The organism is Luteimonas sp. A611 (assembly GCF_054072715.1).
On sequence record NZ_JBSVRP010000004.1, the window covers coordinates 85,003 to 108,798 of the forward strand.

Genomic DNA, 23,796 nt, shown 5'->3' on the forward strand with positions numbered 1-23,796 from the left:
TCATCCGGAAAGGGGTCAGAAGGCGAGCTGGGCGCGGGTGAAGAAGGTCTTCTCGTCTTCGCGGTCGCCGCCCGCGGCGCCGCCATCGAAGTCCGCCTGCGCGTAGTTGGCCACCAGCTTGAGGTTGTTGTTGAGGTACCAGTTCAGGCCGACGGTCCAGGCCGTGGCCCGGCTGGCCGCGCTGCCGGGATCGGCATACAGCGGGAAGGCCGCATCGTCGATGTCCAGCCGCCCGTAGCGCGTGATCAGTTCGAACGCGCCCCAGCCGTCGTCACCCGGGGCGAAGGGGTGGTTGGGTTTGACCCCGCGATAGGCGGCCTTCTCGCCGGTCAGCACCCAGCTGCCGAGCAGTTGCCAGGCGCTGTGGTCGAGCGCGGCGCGCGCGCCCGTGGCAGTGTCCAGCACGTCCTGGCTGGAGCGGATGTACTCGCCCAGCAGGCCGACCGGCCCTGCGTACCAGTAGGCCTGCGGCGACCAGCGCGCGTGCGTGCCATCGGCGGCCGCGCTGGCGCGGTAGCCGAAGAAGGTCGCCTGCCCGGGCGTGCGGTAGCGCGGCAGGAAACTGTTGCCGCTGCCGTGCTTGTCGCCGCTGCTCGCGCCGATGCCCAAGCCCAGTCCCGACAGCGCACCGTCGCCGCCCTTCCAGGGCTCGAAGAACAGGCGCCCTGCGACTTCGAAGTCGTTGTCGGGGTTGGTGGTGGGACTGTCGCGGCCGTCCACCGCGCCGTTGTAGACGCCAAGCACGTAACCCAGCTTCGAGTCGGCCACGCTGCCCTGCAGATGCACGCCGATGTCGCGATTGGGCGCGATCTCAGAGGGCAGGCCGCGCTCGACGAAGCCCAGCGCGCTGCTGCTCTGCAGCCGCTCCAGGCCGACCGGCAGGGTCGACTTGCCCAGTCGCAGCGTGGCGGCCGGGCTGAACTTCAGGTCGACCCAGGCATCGACGATGCTGGCGCTGTCGCCGGCGAACTCGGGGGTGAGGCGGAAGCCGACCAGATCGCCCCAGCTGCCCTCCAGCGTCGGCCGCAGCACGCGCCAGAGGAAGGTGTCGTTGTGCGCGATCGCGTCGTCGCCGATGAAGAAGCGGCCGTCGCCCTGCGCCAGCACGCCGAGCTTGAGCTGGGCCTTGCCGTCGGCGCTGCGGATCGAGGCGCCCTTGTCGGTGGAGAGCGTGATCTCCGGGGCGGGCGGCTTCGCGGCCGGCGGCGGCGCGGCCGCCACGGCGGTGGCCTGGCGGTCGCGCTCGTCGAGCCCGGTTTCGATTGCGCGCAGGCGGCGCTCGAGTTCGGCCAGTTCAGGATGCGCGGGGCTATCGGCCGGCGCGATGCCGAGCCTGCGCTCGACGATGCGCAGGCGTTCTGCGATCTGCCCAGGCGTGGGCGCGGTTTCCTGCGCCAATACCGCGGACGAAAGCAGCGCCAGGCTCAGCGCGAGGGCGGTGCGGCGCGGCAACAGGTGTCTTGTAGGTGAGGGTGGTCTGGACAAGCGCATGGCGTTTCCTCGGGTGTCGCTGGGGAAGCGCCTCCGGTCGTCCGGTCGGCACGGTGGAAGGGAGGTGGCAGGAACAGCGGCTGCGGCATCAATCGCCGAGCCGCAGCTTCTGGCTGCGCGTGATCTGCACGATCCGCGAGGAGTGCACGACCACCTCGACCTGGCCGTAGGACAGGTCGCGGACGGCGTCGAGCACGGCGCGTTCGGCATCGCTGATCCGGTAGCCGTCGCCGCGATCGGCGGCGACGGGGGGAACCGGGTCAAGGGGTGGAGTGGGGAATCGACTCATCGTGGCGATGCCCGTGCTGGGTGGGTGTCAGGCGGCGTCGCGCGCGCCTTCGACGCCGGCCAGCCACTCGTCGTCGGAGCCTTCGTTGACCCCGGCGAACAGCGGCGTGGAGAAGTAGCGCTCACCGGTGTCGGGCAGGGTCGCCAGCAGCACCGAGCCTTCCGGCGCATTGGCAGCGACCTTGAGCGCCGCGGCCACGGTGGCGCCGGAGGAGATGCCGACGAACACGCCTTCCTCGGTGGCAAGCCGGCGCGCGGTGTCCAGCGCTTCGTCGTCGGTCACCGGCAGCAGCTCGTCGTGCACGGTGCGGCTGAGCACTTCGGGCAGGAAGTCCGGGGTCCAGCCCTGGATCTTGTGCGGCGCCCACTCCTTGCCGCCGAGCAGCGAGGCCCCGACCGGTTCGGTGGCGATGATCTTCACTTCCGGGCGCGCGACCTTGAGCACCTCGCCCACGCCCGTCAGCGTGCCGCCCGTGCCCCAGCCGCTGACGAAATAGTCCAGGCGCCGCCCGGCGAAGTCGCGCAGGATCTCGGCTGCCGTGGTCTGGCGGTGGTAGGCCGGGTTGGCCGGGTTGGTGAACTGCGAGGCAAGGAACCAGCCATGCCTGTCTGCCAGTTCCTTCGCCTTTTTCACCATGCCGGTGCCGCGCTCGGCGGCCGAGGTAAGGATCACCTTGGCGCCGTAGGCGCGCATCAGCTTGCGGCGCTCGATCGAGAACGTCTCGGTCATCACCGCCACGAAGCGGTAGCCGCGTGCTGCCGCCACCTGCGCCAGCGCCACGCCGGTGTTGCCGGAGGTCGCTTCGACGATGGTGTCGCCGGGCTTGAGCACGCCGCGCTGCTCGGCATCGAGCACGATCCCGATCGCGAGGCGATCCTTGACCGAGCCGCCGGGGTTGAACGATTCGACCTTCGCGTACAGCGTGACGTGCTTGGGCGCGATGCGGTGCAGCCTGACGATCGGGGTATCGCCGATGGTGTCGAGGATGCTGTCGTAGATGGCCATGATGTGTGCCTCGTTGTCGTGAGTGGAACGGTCAGGCAGCGTCCGCAAGCGGGACGTCGGGCGTGCCGAGCGGAGCGGCGCCGAACCAGTGCAGGGCGCCCGCCAGCCCGGCGACTTCGCCGACGATCAACAGCGCAGGCGACTGTACGGCGTGGTGCCGGGCGAGGTGTGACAAATCGGTTAGGCGGCCGTTGACCACGCGTTGCTGCGGGCGCGTGCCGTTCTCGATCAGGGCGAACGGCGTGTCCGGCGCGCGCCCGTGGGCGATCAGCTGTGCCTGCACGGTGTCGAGCCGCGACACGCCCATGTAGAAGGCCAGCGTCTGCCGCTCCTGCGCCAGCGCAGGCCAGTCGAGCGTGTCGTTCCCGTCCTTGGCGTGGGCGGTGACCAGGCGCACCGATTGCGCGTGGTCGCGGTGGGTCAGCGGGATGCCGGCGTAGGCGGCGCACGCTGCCGCGGCAGTGATGCCGGGCACCACCTCGTAGTCGATGCCGGCCGCGCGCAGCGCCTCCAGCTCCTCGCCGCCGCGGCCGAACACGAACGGGTCGCCGCCCTTGAGCCGGACCACGCGCCTGCCCGCGGACGCATGCTCGACCAGCAGTGCGTTGATACCCTCCTGCGGCACGGAGTGGTGCCCGGCGCGCTTGCCGACCTCGATGCGCTCGGCATCGCGTCGCGCCAGGCCCAGCACTTCGGCACTGACCAGGCGGTCGTAGAGGATCACGTCGGCCTCGTTGAGCAGGCGCAGCGCACGCAGCGTCAGCAGACCGGCATCGCCTGGGCCGGCGCCGACCAGCGCCACCTGTCCCCGCTGCCCCGGATCAAGCTGCCCGGACTCGGACTTCCCGCCTGCATCGGCGGCTGGCTTCAGCAACGAGTCGAGCAGCCGCTCGGCCTCGATATGCCGGCGCCTGCGCAGCAGGCCCTGCAGCGGACCCGACAGCAGGCGTTCGAAGCCGCGGCGGCGCGCGGCCAGGTCCGGCCAGCGCGCGACGATGCGCTGGCGGTGCCGCGCCAGCAGCGCGGCCAGCGTGCCGAAGGATTCGTCGAACTGGGTTTCCAGCCGCTCGCGCACCAGCCGCGCCAGCATCGGCGCGCCGCCGCCGCTGGAAATCGCGATCTGCAGCGGGCCGCGCTCCACCCGTGCCGGCAGGTGCACGCGCGCCAGCGCCGAGTCATCGACCACGTTCACCCAGATGCCACGCGCTTCGCCGGCTTCGGCGACCGCGCGATTCACCTCGGCATCGTCGGTCGCGGCGATGGCCAGCCAGGCGCCATCCAGCCAGGCTGCTTCGAACACGCCCGCAAGATGTTCGATGCGCCCGTCGAGGGCCTGCGCGGCCAGCGCCGGCTCCAGCACCGGGGCACCTACCCGCACCAGCGCGCCGGTGTCGTGCAGGGCCTCGACCTTGCGGACCGCCACTGCGCCGCCGCCCACGACCAGCACCCGGCGGCCGCGCAGGTCGGCGAACAGGGGGAACAGCCTGGCGGTGGAGGATGAGTCGGGCATCGGCACGGAAAGCGGGCTTGTGAGCTGGCGACGCTAGCGACTGCCGGGGCGCCTGAGGAAATGGCAACGGGTGCTGCGCTTATTCCGGCAGGGCATAAGCGACTGCCGGCGCGGCGTGGACAGCCCGCATGGGCGCGGCTATGATCCGACCTTCCATCTTTCCATCATGATGAAAGGATGAAGTTGCGGCGGAAACCAGCGCCGAGCGGACTCGCGCCATGACCCTTACCCAGCTGCGCTACCTGGTCGCGATCGCCGATTCAGGGCTCAACATCACGCTTGCCGCCGAACGCGTGCACGCCACCCAGCCGGGCCTGTCCAAGCAGCTCAAGCAGCTCGAGGACGAGCTGGGCTTCCAGCTGTTCGTGCGTCGCGGCCGCAGCCTGGACTCGATCGCCCCGGCCGGCGAGCGCGTGCTCGAGCACGCACGCCGGATCCTGGCCGAGGCGGGCAACATCCGCAGCTATGCCGCCAACGAGCGCGGCGAGTACAGCGGCCGCCTGCTGCTGGCCACCACCCACACCCAGGCGCGCTACGTGCTGCCGCCGGTGATCGCGGCGATCCGCCGCGAGTTCCCGCGCGTGGACGTCGACCTGCAGGCCGCCAGCGACGCCGAGGTCCTGCAGCACCTGCACGATGGCGCCGACCTGGCGCTGATCAGCACCGCGGGCGGCACCCCGCCCGGCGGGCTGCCGGTGCCGCTGTACCGCTGGCGGCGCGTGCTGCTGGTGCCGCTGGCGCACCCGCTGGCCGAGCTGCAGCGCGCGCCGACGCTGGCCGAACTCGCGCGGCATCCGCTGATCAGCTACGAATCCTCGACGCGCGGCGACTCCTCGATGCGCCGCGCCTTCACCGCCGCCGGGGTCGAGCCGCAGATCGCGATGACCGCGCGCGATGCCAACCTGATCAAGACCTACGTGCGCGCCGGCCTCGGCGCCGGCCTGCTGGCGGAAATGGCGGTGGGGCCGCGCGAGGACGACGACCTGCGCATCCTCGAGGCGCCGGCCGAGATTCCCGAGTGCATCACCTGGGCGGTGATCCCGCGCGGCCGCGTGCTGCGCGAGTACGCCCTGGCGCTGCTGCACGGCGTGGCGCCACAGCTCGACCGGCGCGACCTGCGTCGCGTGCTGGAAGGAAACCTCGATGCGGACTGGCCGCTGCCGCCGACCTGGCGGGAACTGAGCCAGGCGATCACGATCTGAGGCTGCCTGCCCGGGCAGAGCCAGGCGAAGATGCGCCAGGCCGCGCGATTGCGAGCTGGGCCGATCGCTTCGCCCCTCAGTCTTGCACCACCGAGATATAGGCACCCGTGCTGCCGACCTGGAAGGTGTCGTTGTCCACCCGCCGCACCGGCGTGCCGTCGGCGAGCGTGTAGACAATCCGCGCCGCACCATGGTCCGGATCGTCCTTGCCCTGTTCCGGACCCTCGAGGCGCTGGATCACCTTGTGCCGGTTGCCGGCTTCGTCCTGCGCGTAAAGCGTCTGCGTCATGCTTGGTCCTCCGTGGGTCGGGGCAGCATCAACGCTAACGACGCCGTCGAAGGAACGCGTGAAAAAAGCACGACCGGCGCGTTAAGTGCAGCCGCTCTGCGAATCGACAGGCTGCGCGACGCACTGGCAGCGCCTACGGTGCAGCCGTTGCCTTGCCCGCGGCGGACGCCGTAGGACTCCGGTGGTAGACGGCGTCGCGGAAGCGCTTGTGCAGGTCGGTGCCGCCGGGCGGGATGGATTGCGTGAACAGCACCGCGACGATGTCGTTCGCCGGATCCACCCAGAACAGCGTGTTGGCATAGCCGTCCCAGAAGAACTCGCCGACCGCCCCCGAAGCCTCTTCGGCATTGGCCGGGGGCGAGTGCCGCACCGCGAAATCGATGCCGAAGCCGACCTGGCCCTTGCCCGGCAGCCACGAACGGTCGCTGACCTCCGCCGGCAGCATGTCGGTGGCCATCAGCGCGACCGTGTCCGCGTCCAGCACGCGCGCGCCGTCGAAGCTGCCGCCGTCGAGCAGCATGCGGCCAAAGCGCATGTAGTCGTCGAGGGTCGAGACCAGTCCGTAGCCGCCGGGTGCGGCCAGGGTCCATTCCCGGTAGGCGTTGTCGAGCGCGGGCGAGTCGGGCAGGCGGGTGAAGCCGCCGTCGGCGTACTCGTACATCGCCGCCATGCGTCCGCGCCGATCTTCCGCGACGTGATAGCTCGTATCGCCCATGCGCAGCGGCTCAAGCACGCGCTCGCGCACCAGCTGCGCGTAGGGCTTGCCGGCCAGCACTTCGGCCAGCCGCGCCTGCACGTCGACTGAAATTCCGTACAGCCAGCGCGTGCCGGGCTGGTAGGCCAGCGGCAGCGCGGCAAGGCGCGCGGACATCTGGGCCAGGCTGATGTCGCGCGAATCCACGCCCGCATCGCGGAACAGCCGCGCCGGCGTGTTGTCCTCGAACGACGCGGCGAAACCGGCGGTATGGCGCAGGATGTCGCGCACCAGGATCGGCCGCTCCGGCGCGACCAGGATCTGCTTGCCGTTCGCATCCTCGCCGGCATGCACCTGCACCGCGGCGTACTCGGGAAGATAGGTCGACAGTGGCTCGTCCAGATCGAACAGGCCCTCCTCGTGCAGCGACATCAGCACCACGCCGGTGACCGGCTTGGTCATCGAATACACCTGCGCCAGTGTGTCGCGCGCCATCGGTCGCCCGGCCTCGCGGTCGGCCATGCCGAAGGCGCCGAAATAGACCTCGCGTCCGCGCTCGTGCACCAGCGCCGACACGCCGACGGCGCGGCCTTCCTCGACGATCTTCTGCAGTACCGCGTCGATGTGCGTGGCGTCGACGACCGGCGCGCGCTGTACGTCGGCGGATGCAACGTCCGCGGCGGGCGCGATGTCCGCATTGGGTTGGCAGGCGGCAAGCAGCAGGCCCAATACGGCCGCCAGACGGATTTTCATGCAGGATTCCCCGGAAAGATGTCGGCAAACGCCTCGCGACGATCGCCGCACGAGTATGCGGCCCGACCACGCATCGCTCCCGCTGCAGCGCAGCGTCGATGCAGATGCAACCATCGGGAGGTTGGAGCGGGCCAAGTGACGGCAGGTTGTGCATGCCGGGTCCATAGTGGACGGCCCCTTCCAACTGGAGCCGCCATGAAGGCCGTCCGCTTCATTGCCCCCGGCAGGCCCGCCGAGGTCGTCGACCTGCCCGAACCGCGTCCCGCAGCGGGCGAGATCCTGCTGAAGATCGGCGGCGCCGGCGTCTGCCATTCCGACCTGCATGTGCTCGAACAGGGCCTCGGCTTCGAGGGGCCGTTCACCCTCGGCCACGAGAACGCCGGCTGGATCGCCGCGCTCGGCAGCGGCGTGGAAGGCTGGAAGGAGGGCGACCCCGTCGCCGTGTACGGGCCGTGGGGCTGCGGGCGCTGCCGCACCTGCCAGGGTTCGGCGGAAAACTACTGCGAAAACCACGCATCGATCCCGGCCTTTGGCGGCGGCCTGGGTGCCGATGGCGGCATGGCCGACTACATGCTGGTGCCGTCGCCGCGCCTGCTGGTGCCGCTGTCCGGGCTGGACCCGGTGGACGCGGCACCGCTGAGCGATGCCGCGCTCACGCCCTACCACGCGATCAAGCAGGCGCTGCCGATGCTCACGCCCGACGTGCACGTGGTGGTGATCGGCATCGGTGGCCTCGGCCACATGGCGGTGCAGCTGCTGCAGGCCACCTGCGCGGCGGAGGTGATCGCCTGCGACCTGGACGACGACAAGCTCGCACATGCGCGCGAGATGGGCGTGCGCCATGCCATCAACACCGGCGATGCCGATGCGGCGTTCGAGCAGATCCGCGACATCACCGGGCCGCGCGGCGCGCGCGTGGTGCTGGACATCGTCGGCGCGCAGCCGACCGTGGACCTGGCCGCGCGCATCGTTGGCCGCGACAGCCGCATCAGCATCATCGGCCTGGGCGGCGGTGTGCTGCACTACGCGGCCAACCAGCCGCCGTACGGCTGCCAGGTGAGCGTGCCGTACTGGGGCACGCGCACCGAACTGATGGAGGTGATCGCACTGGCCGCGAGCGGTGCGATCCATCCGTTGATCGAACGCCACCGGCTGGAAGACGCACCCAAGGTCTACGAGCGCCTGCAGGCGGGCAAGGTCAGGGGCCGGGCCGTGCTGGTGCCCTGAGTCGACGTGCCGCCGGCGCGCTCAGGCCGGATCGGCGAGCGCGCGGGTGGGTGCCCGCGCATCGCTCGCACGCACCACGCGGTTGCGACCGCGCAGCTTGGCTTCGTACAGCGCCTGGTCGGCGCGCAGCACCAGTGGCTGTGCCTGGGTGCCGTGGTCGGGACAACCGGCCACGCCGATCGACAGCGTGGTGCACATCGACTGGCCCGCTGAAACCACCTGCAGCGACTCGAAGGTCGCGCGCAGTTCCTCCGCCATGTCCAGCGCTTCGGCCACCGGCGTGCCGGGCAGCAGCATCAAGAACTCCTCGCCGCCGTAGCGGCAGGCGATCAGGCCGTCGTCGCGCACGCGCTCGCGCAGCAGGTCGGCCAGGCGCCGGATCATCTCGTCGCCGGCCGGATGGCCGTAGGTGTCGTTGATGCGCTTGAAGCGGTCGATGTCGATCAGCACCAGGGTCAGCGGCACGCCGGACTGGGTGCAGCTGGCCAGCTCGCGCTCCAGTGCATCGTCCAGGAAACGGCGATTGTGCAGGCCGGTGAGCGGATCGCGCTCGGCCTGTTCCTGCAGCTGCGACTGCAGACTGGTGATCTCGGCCAGCTGCTTGCCGAGCTGCCAGCGGCTGTCGCGCAGCTTGATGCCGCGGCGATGGGCGTCGTTGGCGAAGAACAGCAGGTAGGCGGTGAGCAGCACGATGCACAGCAGCGAGGTGTGCAGCTCGGTGTGCGGCCGGAATTCGAGCCCGTTCACCAGCGCCACCACGGCCGCGCCGGCAACCAGCGAAGCGATGCCCTTCCACATCCCGGGCACGCCCATGAAGATCACCACGTTCAGGCACACACCGACGAAGAGCGTGAAGCTGATCCACAGCGGCAGGCCCCAGACCGCGATCCAGGCGCCCAGCAGCACGCCGTCGAGCAGCAGGTTCTGCAGCTCCGCGCGCAGCGGATCGGGCGAGCGCGCGGCGCGCCAGTACACCAGCTGCGGATAGACCAGCAGCTGCAGCGCCAGCAGCGTCCACATCAGCGGACCGGCCTGCAGGTAGGCCAGGTGGGGGCCGAGCACGAACAGGCCGAGCGCAAAGAACAAGGACCGGTTGCGCCGGTTGAGCGTGACGACCCAATGGAGCTTGCCAGCGTGCACTGCATCCCCCCCTGTCTGCCGCGAGTCTTCGATCGCTGCGGCGCATGGATGTTCCATGCGGATCAGTATTGTAACGGGGCATCGCACGTGAGCGGGACGACGAAGCCGGCGACCCCTGGCGCTGCCGGTCCGTGATTCCCGGTGCCGTCGCCGGCGTGGTCACGATGGCGCGGGGGCCGCAACCGGGGTGGGACAGATTGGGCGAAGCGCTATCACAGCCGGCCGCGAAGGTGCCGCGAAGACCGTATCGCGGCTGGCTATCATGCGGGCATGAAGAAGATCCTGATGCTGTGCGCGCTTGCGCTGCTGCTGCTCCCGTCCCCGCCGGTGCTGGCACAGGGCCAGTTCCGGGTGCTGGTGGTGGCCGCCCCCAACCGCTACCACCATGACTACACGGTGGTGGCCAAGCCGCGCCTGGAGCAGATGGCGCGCCAGCACGGCTTCGACCTGGACTGGAGCTGGAACACCACGCCCTTCGATGGGGACCTCTCCGCGTACGCCGCGGTGATGCTGCTCAACACGCCCGGCGATGAGCTGGCGAAGGGCCAGCGCGGCGCGCTCGAGGCCTACGTGCGCGCAGGCGGCGGGGTGGTGGCGGTGCATCGCGCGCTGATCTTCAACCCGCCGGGCGACTGGCCGTGGTTCGAGCGCATGATCGGGCGCGCGTTCCGTATCCATCCGATGGTGCAGACCGCGACGGTGCGGGTGGAGGATGCGTCGTTCCCGGCCACCTTCGGCCTGCCCGCGCGCTGGATCTGGAGCGACGAGTGGTACGAGTTCGACGCGCCGCTGGTCGAAGGGCTGCACACCGTGCTGTCAGTGGACGAGTCCAGCTACGACCCGACCCGCATCTGGCCGGGGCAGGTCGCGCGCGGCATGGGCAGCGAGCACCCGGTGGCCTGGTACCACGCCTACGACGGCGGCCGCGTGTTCGTCACCGCGCTGGGCCATCCGCCGGCGGCCTATGACGATGCGGCCTACCTGCAGCACCTCTACGGCGGGCTGTGGTGGGCGGCAACCGGCCGCGGCGTCAGCGCGACGGCGGACTGACCGCCTCGCCGCGCTGTTCGCGCAGCCAGCGCATCTGGTTGCGGAAGGTGTCGGTCCAGTAGAGCTCGCGGTTGTCGGCGAGGAAATCGAGCAGTTGCTCGTGCGCCTGCGCACTGATCGACAGGTGGTCGCCGCCGATGCCGTGGAAGGTGAAGTTGACCATCGTGCCGCGTCGGCCCGCCTCCTCGACCAGTGCGATCAGCGCATCGCCGCTCGCGCCCACCGGCGCGGTCACCGGCACCGCGGAGGGATCGAGGGTGCGCATGTCCGGCACGATCGCGCCGCCGACCATCTTGATGCCGAGGAAGAGGTCTCCGACTTCGGCGATGTAATCGCCGTCGCTTGCCATGCGGTCGCCGCAGGGCGCGGTGAAGGTGAACTCGCTGCTGCCGTCGATGGCGTGCAGCATGGTGTTGGCGACCTGCAGCTGGGCGCGCATCTGCGCCACCGTGGTGGCGTCGAGGTCCTGCGCCGGCTGCACCCACTCGCGCCCCGGCCCCCGCGCCGAGCACTGGTGGAACAGGCTGTGGTTGCCCAGCTCGTGGCCGTTGCGGGCAGCCGCGCGCCACGCCTCGAGCCGTTCGCGCATGGGCTCCGCAGCCAGGGTCAGGTAGAAGCTGCCCTTCAGTCCGTGCCGGTCGAGCGCCGGAATCGCCACGTCCAGTTGCGTGGGCAGCGTGTCGTCGTAGGACAGGCTCACCGCCGCGCGCTGGCCCTGTGGCCAGGCAAAGGCGCCGTCGTCCGCTGCCGCGCCGGTGCTTGCCAGCGCCAGTGCCGCGCAGGCCAGGCCGATCCGAAGTGCTGAGCGCATCATGTTCCCCCGTTGTATTCCCCGAAGCGCGCATGGTGCCGCAGATGGCCACCCGCCGCGCGCCCGCCGCCGCCGCCGCCGTCGGGCGGGCCACGGTCGTGCCGGCGGATTGCTGCATCGCATGCGCAGGCATTCCGCGCGGCGCGGCGCGCGGTTATCGTGTCCGGTTCCCCCGCACCCCGGTGTCCCCCTTGTCCCCCGATCCACGACGCGCGCAGCAGCGCGCGACCCGCGCCGCCTTCTTCATCCCCGGTTTCGTCATCGCCACCTGGGCGCCGATCGTGCCCTTCGCCAAGCTGCGCGCCGGGCTGGACGATGCGCAGCTGGGCCTGGTGCTGCTGTGCCTGGGCCTCGGCTCGCTGGGGGCGATGCCGCTGGCTGGCGCGCTGGCCGCACGCCAGGGCTGCCGCCGGGTGATGCTGGCCGCCTCGCTGCTGATGCTGGCGCTGCTGCCGCTGCTGGCGGTCGTGTCCGATGCCTGGCAGCTGGGCGGCGTGCTGCTGCTGCTCGGCGCTTCGATGGGCGCGATGGACTGCACCATGAACATCCAGGCGGTGGTCGTCGAGCGCGAAGCCGCGCGGCCGATGATGTCGGGCTTCCACGCCTTCTACAGCATCGGCAGCCTGGCCGGCGCGGTGCTGGTGACGCTGATGCTGGGCGCGGGCGCTCCGGTCATCGCGGCAACGCTGGCGGTTTCTGCGCTGGTGCTGCTGCTGGCGGGCGTGTCGTCCGGCGCCTGGCGCGGCGAACGCGCGCCGGGTGGCTCGGCGGTGTTCGCGCTGCCGCGCGGCGTGGTGCTGGGCATCGGCCTGGTGTGCTTCGTGAGCTTCCTGGCCGAAGGCGCGATGCTCGACTGGAGCGCGGTGTTCCTGCACGAGGTCAAGGGCGTCGAGCTGGAGCGCGCGGGCTGGGGCTTCGTGGTGTTCAACCTGGCCATGACCGCGACCCGGCTGGCCGGCGACGGCGTGGTGGCCCGGATCGGCCGCGTGCGCACGGTGCTGGTCGGCGGGCTGGTGGGTGCCTCGGGCCTGGCGCTGGCGATGCTGGCGCCCGATCTCGGCACCGGCCTGGCCGGCTATGCGCTGCTGGGCGTGGGCTGCGCCAACATCGTGCCGGTGATGTTCACCCTGGCGGGCGAACAGACCCGGATGCCCGGCCACCTGGCGATCCCGGCAGTCACCACCCTGGGCTACGCGGGCGTCCTGGCCGGGCCGGCCCTGATCGGCTTCGTCGCGCAGGGCGCCTCGCTCACCACGGCGCTGCTGCTGGTGGCGCTCGCACTGGCCATCGCCGCCACGCTGGGCTCGCACATCGGGCGCCGCAGCGGCTGATTCGTGCGCTGCGGCACGGTGTCACCAGACCTTCTCGAATTGGCAACGAGATATTGACGTTGCGCCGCCTACGATGCGCGACCCGCAAACGGCGGAAGCATCCACGAGAGGTGTGCCGGTGACCCACGCCAGTACCAGGATTGAAGTGAAGCCCGACATAGAAGGTGGCTGGGCGGTGACACGGGACTGCATCATCGACGGCTACTTCGTCGACATCCGTGCCGCTAACGATTACGCCAGCGCCTGTGCCCAGCGTGCACAGCGTGCGGGCATGACAGTCAGCCTGCAGGTTGCGGAGGCGCAGCTGCCGTCCATCGCGGCCGCGTAGCCTGCCAGCGGCGCGCAGGGTCCCGCATGCAGCGGAGATTTCTCCCTGCGGTCGAAATGACAGGATTCTGTGCGGCAGATCGCTCGCCTGTGTGCGGACAAGCGCGGCAACGCCCGGCCAAGGCCATCAGCGGGAGCGCCGCCTCAGTACTGGTCGAGCAGCACCGGATCCGGCGGCGCTTCGGGTTCGGGTGGCGGCGCCGGGAGGGCCGATGGCGTTCCCGGCAGGTAAAAGCCGACGCGGTCGAACAGGCGCGTATAGAACTCCTGGTTCTGCACGGTATTGCTGCCCACGCGCACCAGGTTGGCGTTGCCGCCGCCGATCGGCACCGGGACCGAGAACGAGCCGATCATGCTCACGCCCAGGCTGGCCGAGCTGGACTGACCCTGGAGCGCGTAGCGCTCCTGCACCGCGTTGATGAACACGATCGCGCCGCCGTCCACCTGCGGCACGCAGGTCGCGCGCACGTTGAGCTGGGTGTGGATGTCGGACTCGGGCTGGAAGTGCTTGGACGCCTCAAGCGCCTCGGGCGCCATCAGCTTGATGATGTAGCCCTGTCCCAGCAGCGCACGCCGCGTCGCTTCGCAGGCCACACCCGGCGCGACCGGATAGCTGCGCGCGTACGTGTCATCGGCGCCGAACACCTCGCCCAGCGGCGGCGCCTGCGAGCGCGAACCGTTCGAGCCGCAAGCCGCCAGGGCGAGCACGGCAACGGCGACGAGGGCAATGGATCGGCGTGGCGGGGAGCTGCAGCGCATCGGGACGCGGTAGGCACGGAGAGGCGGGGATTCTAGCGGGCAGGCCATGCAGGAGGCCTGAATCCCGGTCCTGGCGGGCTGCTACAGCGGGCTGACCCGGAACTTGCGGCCCTTGATCTTGCCTTCGCGCAGGGCCGACAGCGCGCGCGCCGCGTGCCTGCGGTTGATGGCGACATAGCTGCGGGTGGCGAACACGTCGATCCTGCCGATCGCATCCTTGTGCAGTCCCGCGTCGCCGGTCAGCGCGCCGACGATGTCGCCTGCGCGCAGCTTGTCGACGCGGCCGGCGTCGATGCGCAGCGTGGCCATGGCCGCGGGCTGAACATCGTGCGCCGGGCCGGTGAGGGGCTCCAGCTTTTCCCAGCGCAGCGCCTGCTGCTGCCGGTCCTCGATCATGTGCGCACGCGGCAGTTCGCGCGGCGCGCACAGGCTCAGCGCCAGGCCGTCGCGGCCCGCGCGCCCGGTGCGGCCGATGCGGTGCAGGTAGGTATCGGCATCGGTGGGCAGCTCGTAGTTCACCACCGCGCCCAGGTCTTCCACGTCCAGCCCGCGCGCGGCCACGTCGCTGGCCACCAGTACGCTGCAGCTGCGGTTGCCGAACTGCACCAGTACCTCGTCGCGATCGCGCTGCTCCATGTCGCCATGCAGGGCGAGCGCGGAAAAGCCGTAATGCGTCAGCGAGCCGACCACTTCGACGGTGTCGGCGCGGGTATTGCAGAACACCACCGCCGACTCGGGACGATGGAGCAGCAGCAGCGCTCCCAATGACTGCGGGCGGCGCGCGCGGTCGATCTCGTAGAACAGCTGCAGGATCGTCGCCGGCTGGGCGCCGCCATCGATGCTGACCTCGAGCGCATCGCGCAGCATCGTGTTGCCCAGCGTGCGGATCGCCTCGGGAAAGGTGGCCGAAAACAGCAGGCCCTGCCGCTCTTTCGGCAGGCGCTTGACGATGTCGCGGATCGCCTCCTCGAAGCCCATGTCGAGCATGCGGTCGGCCTCGTCCAGCACCAGGGTGCGCACCCCGTCCAGGTGCAGCGCCTTCTTCTTCACCAGCTCCTGGATGCGGCCGGGCGTGCCGACCACCACGTGGGGGTCGTGCGTCAGCGAGGCCAGCTGCGGGCCCAGCGGAATGCCGCCGCACAGGATCGAGAGCTTGAGGTTGGCGATGCCGGTCGCGAGCTTGCGCAGCTGCTTGCCGACCTGGTCGGCCAGTTCGCGGGTGGGGCAGAGCACCAGCGCCTGGGTCTTGATGCGCGCAGGGTCGACGCGCGACAGCAGGCCCAGGCCGAACGCCGCGGTCTTGCCGCTGCCCGTGGGCGCCTGCGCGATCACGTCGCGACCCTCTAGGATCGCGGGCAGGGACTGCGCCTGCACCGGCGTCATCGCCGAGTATCCGAGCGCATCGATGCCCTGCAGCAGGGCCGGCGGCAGGGCAAGGGTGGTGAAGGCGGGTGCTGTACTCATGCGCCATGATCGCAGGTCACGGCGGCGAGGCGGCCTGTCGCGACGTAATGCACCGGAATCTCCGGCTGCGGACCGGGTTGTGAAGGCGCGCCATGAGCCCCTAGTGCCGCGTGCGGGCCCGCCGCGGCGGTTCCGGCGCCGCAACGCTGCCCGGTCCGTGCCTTTACCAGACCACAATCCCCATCCCCCCACGACCGACTCCGCGAGGCCGCGCGATGCAAAACGAACTGACCATTGCGGTGGGTGAACTGCACCAGGGCATCGGCCACCACCACTGGCACGGCAAGACGTTCCGCCAGTTCTGGGACTGGTTCAACCATCGCTGCATCCAGCTGGTCGGCGCTGCCGGGCAGGACGAGCTGGACGAACTGGAAGCCGCGCTGCTGGAGGTGCGGGCCGCCGTCGAGGATGGCGGCTACATGGTGTCGTCCGATCGCCTGGACGAGGTCATCGAACCGCCGATGTAGGGTCGGCCCGCACTCAGTGGGGCACGGTGGGATCAATCGGCTGGTCGGGCACGGGGTCTATCGGACGGTCCGGGATCGGGTCGACCGGCTGGTCGGGCACCGGATCGATGGGCTGGTCGGGCACAGGATCGATCGGCTGATCCGGAATCGGGTCGCGGGCCGGATGCGGAGCCTGGCCGGGGATCTCACGCTGCTGGGAAGCCATGCGGTACTCCGTGGAGAGCAGGCGGAGCGGACACGCTAGCGGACGCGTGCGTGCGCAAGGGGTGAACCCCCGCCCCGCCAGCCGGGCCGAGGCGTTACGATGCTGCGCCGCCGGTCGCCCCCCAAGATTCCGTATGAAGGCTCAACTTCCCGATCTGCCTCCTGCAGCATGAGCCAAGCGTCGAGCCTGGCCGATGCCAGGGTCGAAGCCCGGATCGAACGCCTGCAACCCTGGATCGCCGCGCTCCTGAGCGCGCTGCTGCATCTGGCCTGCCTGTTGCTGGCGCTGCTGGCGCCGCCGATCACGGTGAGCGCGCCGCAGGGCGCCTCCGGCGGCAGCGTCACCCAGGTCGACTTCATCGGCGAGACGCCGCCGCAGCCCGTGCCCACGCTCGCCGCGCCCGCTTCGCCGGACCAGCCCGCGCCTGCGCCGCCGGCCGCCTCGCGCCTGCAGTCCACGCCGGTCCAGCTGGCTGACGCGCCGGTGCCGCCGGTCTCGACCGATCCCGCGCAATCGCCGCTGCCGGCCCGCGAGCGTCCCGCGCGGCCTGCCACCGTCCCGCGCCCGCAGGCCGCCGTCGCGCCGCCCGCGGTGCCGCCACCGACATCGCGACGCCCCCAGCACCGCTGGGGCCAGCCGCCGGGCATGCTTCCCCGCGACACCGCGCCGGTGCACGCCGGCCCCACCAGCGGCCCGGGCAACGACCGCAGCCGCCGTCGCGACAGGTCGTCTGCACAGCCCAGCATGGAAGCCGGCGGCTACCAGGTCTATTACGACCTGGCCAGCGAGAGCCGCCTGCGCGAATGGCGCGACCAGGGCATGACCGAGGTCTTCATCCCGCTGCCGGGCACCCGCGACTACATGATCTGCCCGCTGGAAACCGCGCTGCGACGCGAGTCCGGCCCCTGCCGCCTGCTGCCTCCGGACGCGCCCGAACTCGCCGACATCGGCGACGCACGCCAGGTGATCACCATGCACCAGGTATACCGGCGCGGCGAGCTGGTCTGGCGCGGGCCGCGGCCCTACCGCTGAGCGGATCACCGCTGCCGCGCCAGCGCTGAAGACGCATCCCTGCAAGGCGTCAGCAGCGCCGCTTGCCGCACCGCTGCGCAGCCCCGGCGCAGTGCGATGCAACTGCCCCGTCATATGTGCCCCGTAGCCTGTGCGCGTCCGGTCAAGCCGGACCGAACGGACCTCGAGACTCGGGGTCCTTTTTTTCTGCGTGCGCAGGCACGCAACGGGGACAGCAATCACATGACGCATCGCAATCCGCCATCGTGCCGCTTCAGGGTGCGGCCCACTACGCTGGGACGCGCCATCCGTCGCCTGCTCATCGCCGGCCTCGCGGCCGTCCCGCTGCAGGCGCTTGCGCAGGATGCGCCCGACGCGGTCGAACCCAAACAACTGGACGCGGTCAGCGTGACCGGCAGCTACAGCCGCAGCCTCGAGCGCGCGGTCGACCTCAAGCGCGACAACGTCGGTTTCTCCGACTCCATCGTCGCCACCGACGTGGTGGATTTCCCCGAGCAGAACCTGGCCGAGGCATTGCAGCGCATGCCGGGCGTGACCATCGAGCGCAACAAGGGCCTGGGCACGCGGGTCAACGTGCGCGGCCTGCCATCGGAGTACACCCACGTCTCGATCAACGACCTCGCCACGGCTTCCGGCAGCGGTGGTCGCGACGTCGAGTTCGACATCTTCGCCTCCGAGATCATCCAGCAGGTGACCGTGCAGAAGTCGCCCACCGCGGCCGACGAGGAGGGCGGGATCGCCGGCTCGGTGCAGATCTCCACCGCGCGGCCGTTCGACTACACCGGACGCAAGCTGGCAGTCTCGGCCGAGGGCGCGCACAACTCGATCTCCGGCGAGACCGATCCCAAGTTCTCGCTGCTGGCCAGCGACACCTGGGGCGACTGGGGCGCCCTGGTATCGTTCTCCAGCGCGCAGCGGACAAACCGCACCGATGCCAACTCGGGCATCAACTTCCGCCCGATGTCGCGCTTCCTGGGGGCCTCGGGCACCCGTGGCGAACAAGCGCAGGCGGTGCTGGAGCGCGATGCGGGCGTTGTCGTGCGCGACCGCGGCGACAGCGCCGAAACCAACCTCATCATCTTCCAGGACAAGGTTGGCGACCGCGTCTTCCTCAACGACCAGGACAAGTGGGGCGCCACCGCCTCGCTGCAGTACCGCCCAAGCCATGCCTTCAGCCTGTCCTTCGACGCGATGCTCGGCGGCTACGACACGGTCGAGGACGAGTACGATGCCGCGGCCTATTCCGCGTCCAGCCGCAGCACGCTCGAAACCATCCACGAGTACGACGCCACCACCCTGGCCGAGCACGGCATGGTGGTGCTGCGCGACGTGTCCTATACCGCCACGCAGCACGAGTTCCTGAGCAAGCAGCGCATCAGCGACAACGACTACGCACAGTACAGCCTGGCGCTGGACTGGCGCGGAGACAGCTGGAGCATCGACGCCATGGCAGGCTACTCGGGCGCGGACCGCACCGTGGACTACGCCAACCTCAAGCACGTGGCCTATGCACCTTCGCGCACCCGTTGGACAGACCGGGGCGGCGAGACCATCCCCAGCGCCAATCCGGCGACCATCGACATGTACGACGCGCCGGAGAGCTACCTGTTCGAGGCCTACGAGACCAGCCTCGAGCAGGTGAGCGACGACAAGTACGCAGCGCAGCTCAATGTGGGCAGGCAGCTGGACCTGGCCTTCCTGCCGGCGCTGCGCCAGGTGCAGTTCGGCACCCGCTATACCGACAAGTCCAAGCAGCGCCAGTACGGGCAGCGCAACATCCATGGCCCCGCGGACGGCGACAGTTCCTGGGCCAACGTACGCACCCTGGCCGACAGCGTGCTGCGCCCGGTTGCCGACATCGTCCCCGGTGGCCGCTACCGGGCCCGCGACCTGGCCTGGAGCCAGGTTGCCAACGACGACGCACGCGCCACCTTCCGCTACCCCGGCTTCGACACGCCGTTTGCCGACGGTGAGTACTACCGGGTGGACGAGGAGGTGGCCAGCCTGTACGCGATGGCGGACTTCGCCTTCGACCTGGGCCAGGTGCCGGTGACGCTCAACGCCGGCGCGCGCTACGTGGACACCTCGGTCCTGTCATTTGGCTACCACCCGGTGCAGAACCCGGACGGCACGCCGGGCTTCACCGACGATCCGGTGTCGCGCGAAGGCAACTACTCCAAGCTGCTGCCGGCACTGAACCTTACTGCGGAGCTGTCTGACGGACTGCTGCTGCGCGCCGCGGCCTCCGAAACCCTGATGCGCCCGGCGCTGACCGACCTGGCCTACAAGCGCACCGCCAGCTGGAGTTCGTTCCGTTTCACCGACGGCAATCCGGGCCTGGAACCCACCTCCGCCCAGCAGTGGGAGATCGGCCTGGAGAAATACCTGGACAACGGCGGTCTGCTGGCCGCCTCCTACTTCCGCAAGAAGATCGAGGGCGTGGTCGTCAGCGCCCTCACCGGCGTGGTCCCGAACGTGGCCGTGTACAACGCCAACGGCACGCTCAACGGCCACTACGACTTCGACGTCTACCAGCCGGTGAATGCTGCAGGGGCCTATGACGTCGACGGCGTGGAGTTGATCGGACACCTGCCGCTGGGTTCGCTGCATCCGGCACTGCAGGGGTTCGGCGTCAACGCCAACTACACGGCGCTGGAGAGTTCGCTGGCCGGCGAGTCTTCGCTCGGCATCCGCACGCCGATGCCCGGGCTGGCGGAGAAGACCTGGAACCTGACCCTGTACTACGACAACGACCGCTTCGACGCGCGCATGTCGCACAACCACAAGGGCGAGTACGTCGAGGGCCTGGGCTACAACATGTATCCGATCTACCGCGATGCCTACGGGCAGACCGATGTCTCGATCGGCTACCGGGTGGGCGACAACGTCAAGCTCAGTCTCAAGGCCATCAACGTCACCGACGAGGAGACCACCGGCTACACCATGGATCCCTCGTTCCCGACGATGTACGAGCTGTCCGGGCGCCGGGTCAGCCTGGGCGTGCGGGTCGACTTCTGATCCGGGCAGGACGGTAGCGGGCGTGAGGACATCCGGCAACGGCGCGGCGATGGTGCTGCGGGCCGCTTGCGCCCTGCTGCTGGCTGCAGCCGGTGGCGTCGTCCATGCCTCCGGCGGAGCGGCGGCGCAGGACGTGCCGCCGGCGTCCCCGCCGGCGTCGCTGCGCATCGCGTTCATGCCCGACGTGCACTTCCACGATGTCTACGCGGGCTTCGAGGCTCCTTCCCGGGCGTGCGCAATCCGCGCAACGGGCGCAACGCGACCATCCGCCCCATGCAGGCGCAGCTGGCATCGACGCGCCTGTTCAACGAGAACTACTTCGCCTTCCTGGCCGCGCTGGACGATGCCATCGCACGTGGCGCCAGGCTTGTCGTGCTGCCCGGTGACTTTTCCGATGACGGCCAGCCGGTGCACATGCGCGGGCTGGTGCGGATCCTGGATGCGTACGCGGCACGCCACGGCGTGGCGTTCTTCGCAGCGCCGGGCAACCACGACCCGGTGCGCCCGTATGACCAGGCCGGTGGCGATGATTTCCTGGGAACCGACCCGCTCACCGGCGAGATCGGCGTCGCCCAGCCGGTGCACAGTCGCGGCGGCAGCGAGGCCTGCCGCACGTCCTATGCCGGTCCCTGGGCCAGGATCGGCGCGGCCTGGTGCACCGAGGAAATCCGCAGCCTCGGTCATGCCGGCATCACCGCCATGCTCGCGCGCCACGGCTTCATGCCGCAGCCGCAGTACCTTTATTACGAAACGCCCTACAGCCACTACGCCCATGCCGATTACGACCACGCCACCGCACTGGCGCAGGCTGGCTGGGAGCGGCGCCGCCATGTGGTGTGCGGCGAAGCGGCGGCGCCCGGTGCGGCGGGTGGCCGGCGCGCGTGCAGGATGGTGGCCGACGCCAGCTACCTGGTCGAGCCGGTGTCCGGTCTGTGGCTGGTGAGCCTCGATGCCGGCATCCATGTGCCCACGGGGCGGGGGCGCGATGACTTCACCGGCTCGGGCAACCAGGGCCATGACGCCATGCTTGCGCATCGGCCGCACGTGATTGCGTGGCTTGCCGATGTGGTGGCACGCGGTGAGGCGCTGGGCAAGCAGGTGCTGGCCTTCAGCCACTTTCCGATGGCCGAGTTCTACAACGACGCCTCGGATGACATCGCTGCGCTGTTCGGCGACCGGGCCATGCAGCTGGCGCGGCGGCCGCGGCAGGACACCACTGCCGCGCTTGCCGCCACGGGCCTGAGGCTGCACGTTGGCGGCCACATGCATCTCAACAACCTGGCCGTGCATCGCGGCGGCAGCAGGGTGCTGTTCAACGTCCAGGCGCCGTCGCTGGCGGCCTATGTTCCGGCCTACACGCTGATGACGCTCGACGGCAGCGAACGCGCCGAGGTGCGGACCGTGCGCCTGGACGATGTACCGCGCTTCGACGAACTGTTCGACCTGTACCGGGCCGAACACGCACGGGGACAGGCGCAGTGGGACGTGTCCATCCTCGAAGCCACCAGCTACCGCGATTTCACCCGTCGCTACCTGGATGAGCTGGTGCGCCTGCGGTTGCTGGACGAGGACTGGCCCTGCGAGATGCGCGAACTGGTCAGGAGTCCGCTGTCGGGGGCCGACCTGCTGGTGTGGTCGCAGCTGCGGACCACGGTGACGCTCGGGCAACTGGCCGCTGCCGGCACGCGCGGCGGCCTGACGCCAGCGTTCTTCGACTGTCTGTACGACGCGGGCGACCAAGGCGCACCAGCCGCCGACTTCGCGGCAGACCTCGCCATGGCCACGTTGCAGGCACGTGCGCTGGCTGCGGCGGAGGGCATGCGGCTGGAGCACTTCGCCCAGTGGACCGCGCTTGAGCTGGCCACTGATTTCTTCCGCCTGGCCAAGGCCGGGGATCTGGCTTTCGCCGACATTCCAGCCGCGCGCGCGGCGCAGTATCGGCTGCTGGCCCGGGTGCTCGCGCCGAGCAGCGTGCAGCTGCGGATGGAAGCGGGGCGGCCCAGCAATGCCAACACCCCCGACGAACTGTTCCAGGCGCGCTTCCGGCCGCTGATGGCGCTCCTGCTCACGCTCGCGGCCGGCGAGCGTACTGCGCATGTGCGCCTGGACCTTGCCAGTGGCGAGGTGACCGACCTGTCGGGACAGCCTGCGCCCTTGTGATGCGTTGATGGCGGGCATGCTGAATCGACAATGCTGCGCACGCACGTTCCCGATTGCTGCAGTGCACATGACAGCGCTGGTCCACACGTGCACGCAGACCAATTCGAATGCGACTGCATCACAGTGTTGGCGCATATCGGCTGCGCCCGGCGCACGGTGCGCAGAAACGCGAACCAGTTCGCGTTTCCGGCCGCGCCTACCTGCTACTAATCCGCGCGCTGAATGGTAGCGCTACCATTCAGCTTGGACGCAAGCAGAGCATTACGCACTCGCAGTACCCAGGGAGGGGCTGTCGTGTTGAAGCAATCGATTCCACGCACTCGTGCGTGGCGCCATCGCGTTTCGCCGTCGACGTCGCGGCAGGCACGGTCACAAAGGTGGCGCGGCATTGCCCCCGGTCCTGCATCCGCAGGGCATCCATCATCCATGCAATCCCTTCAACGGACCCACGGACCGCGGCACGCCGAGGCCACACGGGCACCACTGCATTTGGAGACTCAAGATGATGAAGTTCAACACACACGGCAGTCTTGCCACCACCGTCCTGGCCTGCGCCATCGGCGTAATGGCCGGCAGCGCACACGCGCAGACCCTGACCAGCAATTCCACCGGCACGCATGACGGCTACTACTACACCTTCTGGAAAGACTCGGGCAACGCCTCGATGACGCTGCACCCGGGCGGCCGCTACCAGTCGCAGTGGAGCAGCAACACCAACAACTGGGTCGGCGGCAAGGGCTGGAATCCGGGTGGCCCGCGCGTGGTCAACTACTCGGGCTACTACGGCGTCAACAACAGCCAGAACTCCTACCTGGCGCTGTACGGCTGGACCCGCAGTCCGCTGATCGAGTACTACGTCATCGAGAGCTACGGCTCCTACAACCCGGCCAGCTGCTCGGGCGGCGTCGACTACGGCAGCTTCCAGAGCGACGGCGCGACCTACAACGTACGTCGCTGCCAGCGCGTCAATGCGCCCTCGATCGAGGGCAACAGCAGCACGTTCTACCAGTATTTCAGCGTGCGCAATCCGAAGAAGGGCTTCGGCAACATCTCCGGCACCATCACCGTGGCCAACCACTTCAACTACTGGGCCAGTCGCGGGCTCAACCTGGGCAACCACGATTACATGGTGTTTGCCACCGAGGGCTACCAGAGCCAGGGCAGCAGCGACATCACCATCAGTTCCGGCACGGGCGGCGGCGGTGGCGGTGGCAACACCGGCAACAAGACCATCGTGGTGCGCGCGCGCGGCACCGCCGGCGGCGAGAACATCTCGCTCAAGGTCAACAACGCCACCGTCGCCAGCTGGACGCTGACCACCAGCATGTCGAACTACACGGCGACCACGTCGGCGTCGGGCGGCTCGCTGGTGGAGTTCACCAACGACGGCGGCAACCGCGACGTGCAGGTGGATTACATCAGCGTCAACGGTGCGGTCCGACAGTCCGAGGCGCAGAGCTACAACACCGGCGTGTACCAGAACGGCCAGTGCGGCGGCGGCAGCGGTGGCAGCGAGTGGCTGCACTGCAATGGCGCCATCGGCTACGGCAACCTCTGACCGGAGGCGCGGCC

Annotated in this window: 21 protein-coding genes; 10 read left to right on the forward strand and 11 right to left on the reverse strand. The window is 69.8% G+C overall.

Annotated elements, in window-relative coordinates:
* Nucleotides 1-15 precede the first annotated feature (15 nt).
* From ACW5EG_RS15425 to cysG, 4 genes are all read right to left on the reverse strand, one after another.
* Nucleotides 16-1,485 carry an OprO/OprP family phosphate-selective porin gene (locus tag ACW5EG_RS15425; protein ID WP_457022214.1) on the reverse strand — a complete coding sequence of 490 codons (1,470 nt, stop codon included), beginning with the start codon at nucleotides 1,483-1,485 and terminating at the stop codon, nucleotides 16-18.
* Nucleotides 1,486-1,579: 94 nt separating this feature from the next.
* Nucleotides 1,580-1,780: a DUF2292 domain-containing protein gene (locus tag ACW5EG_RS15430; protein WP_457020227.1), complete on the reverse strand. Its 201-nt coding sequence runs from the start codon at nucleotides 1,778-1,780 to the stop codon at nucleotides 1,580-1,582.
* A gap of 27 nt (nucleotides 1,781-1,807) precedes the next feature.
* Nucleotides 1,808-2,785, reverse strand: a complete 978-nt coding sequence (gene cysK / locus ACW5EG_RS15435; RefSeq protein ID WP_457020226.1) for a cysteine synthase A — start codon at nucleotides 2,783-2,785, stop codon at nucleotides 1,808-1,810.
* Nucleotides 2,786-2,816: 31 nt separating this feature from the next.
* Complete coding sequence (cysG, locus tag ACW5EG_RS15440) at nucleotides 2,817-4,295, reverse strand: siroheme synthase CysG (protein ID WP_457022216.1); 1,479 nt, start codon at nucleotides 4,293-4,295, stop codon at nucleotides 2,817-2,819.
* 218 nt (nucleotides 4,296-4,513) lie between these two features.
* On the opposite strand from cysG, the gene ACW5EG_RS15445 reads away from it, so the two are divergent.
* Nucleotides 4,514-5,497 carry a LysR family transcriptional regulator gene (locus tag ACW5EG_RS15445; protein WP_457020223.1) on the forward strand — a complete coding sequence of 328 codons (984 nt, stop codon included), beginning with the start codon at nucleotides 4,514-4,516 and terminating at the stop codon, nucleotides 5,495-5,497.
* Nucleotides 5,498-5,573: 76 nt separating this feature from the next.
* Here the strand turns inward: ACW5EG_RS15445 and ACW5EG_RS15450 are convergent, their stop codons facing one another.
* Nucleotides 5,574-5,786 (reverse strand): hypothetical protein, encoded by a 213-nt coding sequence (locus ACW5EG_RS15450; RefSeq protein ID WP_457020221.1) that lies wholly within the window; start codon nucleotides 5,784-5,786, stop codon nucleotides 5,574-5,576.
* 133 nt (nucleotides 5,787-5,919) lie between these two features.
* Nucleotides 5,920-7,233, reverse strand: coding sequence for a serine hydrolase domain-containing protein (locus tag ACW5EG_RS15455; protein WP_457022218.1), 1,314 nt, complete (start codon nucleotides 7,231-7,233; stop codon nucleotides 5,920-5,922).
* 195 nt (nucleotides 7,234-7,428) lie between these two features.
* On the opposite strand from ACW5EG_RS15455, the gene ACW5EG_RS15460 reads away from it, so the two are divergent.
* Nucleotides 7,429-8,460: an NAD(P)-dependent alcohol dehydrogenase gene (locus tag ACW5EG_RS15460; protein WP_457022220.1), complete on the forward strand. Its 1,032-nt coding sequence runs from the start codon at nucleotides 7,429-7,431 to the stop codon at nucleotides 8,458-8,460.
* A 21-nt stretch (nucleotides 8,461-8,481) separates the two neighbouring features.
* Here ACW5EG_RS15460 and ACW5EG_RS15465 read toward each other — a convergent pair whose 3' ends face one another.
* Nucleotides 8,482-9,546: a diguanylate cyclase gene (locus ACW5EG_RS15465; RefSeq protein WP_457022222.1), complete on the reverse strand. Its 1,065-nt coding sequence runs from the start codon at nucleotides 9,544-9,546 to the stop codon at nucleotides 8,482-8,484.
* Nucleotides 9,547-9,870: 324 nt separating this feature from the next.
* Here ACW5EG_RS15465 and ACW5EG_RS15470 point away from each other — a divergent pair, with 324 nt between their 5' ends.
* Nucleotides 9,871-10,650 carry a ThuA domain-containing protein gene (locus ACW5EG_RS15470; RefSeq protein WP_457020215.1) on the forward strand — a complete coding sequence of 260 codons (780 nt, stop codon included), beginning with the start codon at nucleotides 9,871-9,873 and terminating at the stop codon, nucleotides 10,648-10,650.
* Here ACW5EG_RS15470 and ACW5EG_RS15475 read toward each other — a convergent pair.
* A complete protein-coding gene (locus ACW5EG_RS15475; RefSeq protein ID WP_457022224.1) occupies nucleotides 10,631-11,461 on the reverse strand; it encodes a polysaccharide deacetylase family protein in 831 nt (276 codons plus the stop codon). The two genes, ACW5EG_RS15470 and ACW5EG_RS15475, sit on opposite strands and share 20 nt — an antisense overlap.
* Nucleotides 11,462-11,652: 191 nt before the next feature.
* Between ACW5EG_RS15475 and ACW5EG_RS15480 the strand changes: the two genes are divergently transcribed.
* The gene (locus tag ACW5EG_RS15480) at nucleotides 11,653-12,792 is read left to right on the forward strand and encodes an MFS transporter (RefSeq protein WP_457020212.1); all 1,140 of its coding nucleotides are present in this window, start codon (nucleotides 11,653-11,655) and stop codon (nucleotides 12,790-12,792) included.
* 118 nt (nucleotides 12,793-12,910) lie between these two features.
* Complete coding sequence (locus ACW5EG_RS15485) at nucleotides 12,911-13,120, forward strand: hypothetical protein (protein WP_457022226.1); 210 nt, start codon at nucleotides 12,911-12,913, stop codon at nucleotides 13,118-13,120.
* A gap of 143 nt (nucleotides 13,121-13,263) precedes the next feature.
* Here the strand turns inward: ACW5EG_RS15485 and ACW5EG_RS15490 are convergent, their stop codons facing one another.
* On the reverse strand, nucleotides 13,264-13,878 hold the full coding sequence (locus tag ACW5EG_RS15490) for a DUF2242 domain-containing protein (RefSeq protein WP_457022228.1): 615 nt from the start codon (nucleotides 13,876-13,878) through the stop codon (nucleotides 13,264-13,266).
* An 81-nt stretch (nucleotides 13,879-13,959) separates the two neighbouring features.
* Nucleotides 13,960-15,342, reverse strand: a complete 1,383-nt coding sequence (gene dbpA / locus ACW5EG_RS15495; RefSeq protein WP_457020208.1) for an ATP-dependent RNA helicase DbpA — start codon at nucleotides 15,340-15,342, stop codon at nucleotides 13,960-13,962.
* A gap of 215 nt (nucleotides 15,343-15,557) precedes the next feature.
* Here dbpA and ACW5EG_RS15500 point away from each other — a divergent pair, with 215 nt between their 5' ends.
* Nucleotides 15,558-15,809, forward strand: coding sequence for a hypothetical protein (locus ACW5EG_RS15500; protein WP_457020206.1), 252 nt, complete (start codon nucleotides 15,558-15,560; stop codon nucleotides 15,807-15,809).
* A gap of 13 nt (nucleotides 15,810-15,822) precedes the next feature.
* On the opposite strand, the gene ACW5EG_RS15505 is transcribed toward ACW5EG_RS15500, so the two are convergent.
* Entirely contained in the window at nucleotides 15,823-16,014 is a 192-nt protein-coding gene (locus tag ACW5EG_RS15505; protein WP_457020204.1) for a hypothetical protein, read from the reverse strand.
* 168 nt (nucleotides 16,015-16,182) lie between these two features.
* Here ACW5EG_RS15505 and ACW5EG_RS15510 point away from each other — a divergent pair, with 168 nt between their 5' ends.
* From ACW5EG_RS15510 to ACW5EG_RS15525, 4 genes are all read left to right on the forward strand, one after another.
* Entirely contained in the window at nucleotides 16,183-17,046 is an 864-nt protein-coding gene (locus ACW5EG_RS15510; protein WP_457022230.1) for a type II toxin-antitoxin system RelE/ParE family toxin, read from the forward strand.
* A 222-nt stretch (nucleotides 17,047-17,268) separates the two neighbouring features.
* Nucleotides 17,269-20,064 (forward strand): TonB-dependent receptor, encoded by a 2,796-nt coding sequence (locus ACW5EG_RS15515; protein ID WP_457020200.1) that lies wholly within the window; start codon nucleotides 17,269-17,271, stop codon nucleotides 20,062-20,064.
* A gap of 231 nt (nucleotides 20,065-20,295) precedes the next feature.
* Nucleotides 20,296-22,224 carry a metallophosphoesterase gene (locus ACW5EG_RS15520; protein ID WP_457022232.1) on the forward strand — a complete coding sequence of 643 codons (1,929 nt, stop codon included), beginning with the start codon at nucleotides 20,296-20,298 and terminating at the stop codon, nucleotides 22,222-22,224.
* A gap of 505 nt (nucleotides 22,225-22,729) precedes the next feature.
* Nucleotides 22,730-23,782 carry a glycoside hydrolase family 11 protein gene (locus ACW5EG_RS15525; RefSeq protein ID WP_457020198.1) on the forward strand — a complete coding sequence of 351 codons (1,053 nt, stop codon included), beginning with the start codon at nucleotides 22,730-22,732 and terminating at the stop codon, nucleotides 23,780-23,782.
* Nucleotides 23,783-23,796 lie beyond the last annotated feature (14 nt).

Bases quoted from the DNA above. Each gene is read 5' to 3' on its own strand.
- ACW5EG_RS15515 (WP_457020200.1), top strand. From the start codon at position 17,269: ATGACGCATCGCAATCCGCCATCGTGCCGCTTCAGGGTGCGGCCCACT.
- cysG (WP_457022216.1), bottom strand. From the start codon at position 4,295: ATGCCCGACTCATCCTCCACCGCCAGGCTGTTCCCCCTGTTCGCCGAC.
- ACW5EG_RS15450 (WP_457020221.1), bottom strand. From the start codon at position 5,786: ATGACGCAGACGCTTTACGCGCAGGACGAAGCCGGCAACCGGCACAAG.
- ACW5EG_RS15445 (WP_457020223.1), top strand. From the start codon at position 4,514: ATGACCCTTACCCAGCTGCGCTACCTGGTCGCGATCGCCGATTCAGGG.
- ACW5EG_RS15455 (WP_457022218.1), bottom strand. From the start codon at position 7,233: ATGAAAATCCGTCTGGCGGCCGTATTGGGCCTGCTGCTTGCCGCCTGC.
- ACW5EG_RS15490 (WP_457022228.1), bottom strand. From the start codon at position 13,878: ATGCGCTGCAGCTCCCCGCCACGCCGATCCATTGCCCTCGTCGCCGTT.
- ACW5EG_RS15510 (WP_457022230.1), top strand. From the start codon at position 16,183: ATGAGCCAAGCGTCGAGCCTGGCCGATGCCAGGGTCGAAGCCCGGATC.
- ACW5EG_RS15430 (WP_457020227.1), bottom strand. From the start codon at position 1,780: ATGAGTCGATTCCCCACTCCACCCCTTGACCCGGTTCCCCCCGTCGCC.
- ACW5EG_RS15460 (WP_457022220.1), top strand. From the start codon at position 7,429: ATGAAGGCCGTCCGCTTCATTGCCCCCGGCAGGCCCGCCGAGGTCGTC.
- ACW5EG_RS15505 (WP_457020204.1), bottom strand. From the start codon at position 16,014: ATGGCTTCCCAGCAGCGTGAGATCCCCGGCCAGGCTCCGCATCCGGCC.
- ACW5EG_RS15525 (WP_457020198.1), top strand. From the start codon at position 22,730: ATGAAGTTCAACACACACGGCAGTCTTGCCACCACCGTCCTGGCCTGC.
- ACW5EG_RS15475 (WP_457022224.1), bottom strand. From the start codon at position 11,461: ATGCGCTCAGCACTTCGGATCGGCCTGGCCTGCGCGGCACTGGCGCTG.
- dbpA (WP_457020208.1), bottom strand. From the start codon at position 15,342: ATGAGTACAGCACCCGCCTTCACCACCCTTGCCCTGCCGCCGGCCCTG.
- cysK (WP_457020226.1), bottom strand. From the start codon at position 2,785: ATGGCCATCTACGACAGCATCCTCGACACCATCGGCGATACCCCGATC.
- ACW5EG_RS15500 (WP_457020206.1), top strand. From the start codon at position 15,558: ATGCAAAACGAACTGACCATTGCGGTGGGTGAACTGCACCAGGGCATC.
- ACW5EG_RS15470 (WP_457020215.1), top strand. From the start codon at position 9,871: ATGAAGAAGATCCTGATGCTGTGCGCGCTTGCGCTGCTGCTGCTCCCG.